This is a genomic window from Okeania sp. (assembly GCF_983059655.1).
Map to the genome: position 1 here is coordinate 1 of NZ_CEZPJD010001011.1, position 2,432 is coordinate 2,432.

Sequence of the window (2,432 nt, forward strand, 5' to 3'; positions counted from 1 at the left end):
TTGCCTGTTGCCTGCGCACAGCGCTATATTTGATGAAATTCTTATTTCTGTCATTGTCAGCGCCCTAATTTTTATCTCTGTAGAAAAAGTAGGCCAATCATTTTTTGGAATCCGCTTCCACCTCCGAGCAGCTCTCACAAGTCAACAACCCAGCGCTAATTCTCAAGGAATATAGCGTGGGCTTTTTTAAGCTCTAGTTGACCAGACTCAAGAGTTAACCTTTCCTACTTTAGATTCAATAAGTGTAGTCAAAACCTGTCTAAGACTCATTGGTTAGATGCAGCTTGTGTAAGTACTTCTACTCCCGATCAGCTAATTATCAAGGAAGTGAAAAAAACTCTAATTGTCACTGCTACAGGACATGGCTCACGCCAGATATGTCGTACTAACAAGTATGGATTTCCAGTTCGTTACGTCCCCAGGTTCAAATTTATTAAAGGATATCAAACAGGGGATATAGTCAAAGCTATTGTGACTACAGGTAAGAAACAAAGTGTCTATGTAGGGAGAGTTGCTGTAGGCACTACAGGTAGTTTCAACATCAACACCAAGAATGGTTTAGTGCAAGAAATTAGCCACAAATATTGTCAACCTATTCACAAAAAGGATGGCTACGCTTATGTTTAATCAATTGGATATTTCAGGGAAATTAACCTCTAGAAAATATCCGCTGTTCTCTCCCGATGTTGATGCCAAAGCACACAATGCGGGTCTTCACGGAGGTGCTTGATGAATATTTTTCAAGCAGTTATTCTAGGGATGGTACAAGGGTTAACAGAATTTTTACCCATTAGTAGTACGGCTCACCTCAAAATTGTCCCTGTGGCCCTGGGTTGGGGAGACCCTGGTGTGGCTTTCACCGCTGTAATTCAATTGGGCAGTATTTTTTCAGTTGTTTGGTATTTTTGGCAGGACTTGACAAAGATTGCCCTTGGTGCATATAAATCTATGGTGACATCCGATTATCAGTCTCCAGATTTCCGCATGGCAGTTGGAATAGCACTGGGAAGCATACCAATAATATTTTTTGGGTTATTAATCAAAATATTTCTTCCAGATTTTGATAACTCGCCCTTGCGCAGTACAATGGCGATCGCTATTGCTTCAATAGTTATGGCTTTATTATTAGGAATAGCAGAGAGAATTGGTAGTCGAAAACGTAATTTTGAGCAACTAGATATTAAAGATGGAATACTCATGGGATTAGCTCAAGCATTGGCATTAGTCCCGGGAGTATCTCGCTCTGGCTCAACCATTACAGGTGGCCTATTTATGGGGTTAGAAAGGGCTACAGCAGCAAAATTTTCTTTTTTATTGGGTCTTCCAGCAATTACTTTAGCAGGTTTAGTTGAACTTAAGACTCTATTAGATGAGGGGTTTGGAGGGGTTGGTTTAATGCCTACTATTGCTGGAATTATATCTGCAATAATTTTTTCTTATGTAGCAATTGCTTGGTTGATTAGATACTTACAAACTCAAGATACATGGATATTTGTTTGGTATAGATTAGCTTTTGGGGTATTCATCTTAGTGGCGATCGCTGGTGGTGTAATTTGAAGAAGGAAGAAGGAAGAGGGAAGAGGGAAGGAAGAAGAAAGGACTGAAGTTTAGAAATAATGGATAGGGAAAATGTAACAGTTTGCTAATAGAAGTTATCAATTCTCTCCCTCTACTCCCTCTTTTGGAGGAGATTTCTACTATAAAAATTGAACCCATCCAAGAATTCCTTAGATGGGGAGTCATGCTACAAAAAACAAAAAAACTTAGGACATGGCCTGAATGATGTAGTCAAAGTAAGGAGCAGCTTCCTGAACATCTTCATCATCGAGTAAAGCAAGAGAAGCTTCCTTCAAACAACGGATTGACTCTACCATTCCAGGAACAGGTACACCCAATGAGTTGTACATTTCCCGAACACCAATCAAACCAATGCTTTCAATTGGATCTTTATCACCAGCTAATACTCCATAAGTAATCAAACGCAAGTACCAACCATAATCCCGGAGGCACAAAGCACGCTCTCGTTGACCAAAAGCATTACCGCCAGGGGCAATAAAATCTGGACGCCTGCGCCACAACTCTTGACTAGCTTTGTCCACAATTTTTTTCTCATTTTCAGAAAGTAGGGTAGCAATACGCACACGCTGCTCGCCTGTTTTTAAAAAAGTATTTATGGCTTGAAGTTCCCCACTACTGGGGTAACGTAATTCATCGTCTGCTTTGAGAATAACTTGGCTAACTACACTCATAATTATCAAAAATTTTCAGAATTATATTTCATTTTAGCGATTTACGACCTTTCTCAATCATCAAATTTGAGGGATTTAATTTGACAGATTTATTGGTATTGTTGAATAGTAGTAGATATTAATGAAAAGTCAGAAGTCGGGATTCAGGAGTCAGGAGTCTAGAGTAAGAACCAGGGATCAGGA

The 2,432-nt window shown here is 39.6% G+C and carries 3 protein-coding genes; 2 read left to right on the forward strand and 1 reads right to left on the reverse strand.

Translation table 11 applies throughout. From position 1 onward, the window contains the following. The first annotated feature begins 327 nt into the window (after window positions 1-327). Both AC3DU7_RS31200 and AC3DU7_RS31205 read left to right on the forward strand, forming a co-directional pair. Window positions 328-627 carry a hypothetical protein gene (locus tag AC3DU7_RS31200; RefSeq protein WP_488043116.1) on the forward strand — a complete coding sequence of 100 codons (300 nt, stop codon included), beginning with the start codon at window positions 328-330 and terminating at the stop codon, window positions 625-627. Between the two features lie 102 nt (window positions 628-729). Then, window positions 730-1,557: an undecaprenyl-diphosphate phosphatase gene (locus AC3DU7_RS31205; RefSeq protein ID WP_488043117.1), complete on the forward strand. Its 828-nt coding sequence runs from the start codon at window positions 730-732 to the stop codon at window positions 1,555-1,557. A gap of 206 nt (window positions 1,558-1,763) precedes the next feature. Here the strand turns inward: AC3DU7_RS31205 and AC3DU7_RS31210 are convergent, their stop codons facing one another. Next, complete coding sequence (locus AC3DU7_RS31210; protein ID WP_202224787.1) at window positions 1,764-2,249, reverse strand: allophycocyanin subunit alpha-B; 486 nt, start codon at window positions 2,247-2,249, stop codon at window positions 1,764-1,766. Between the last annotated feature and the right edge of the window lie 183 nt (window positions 2,250-2,432).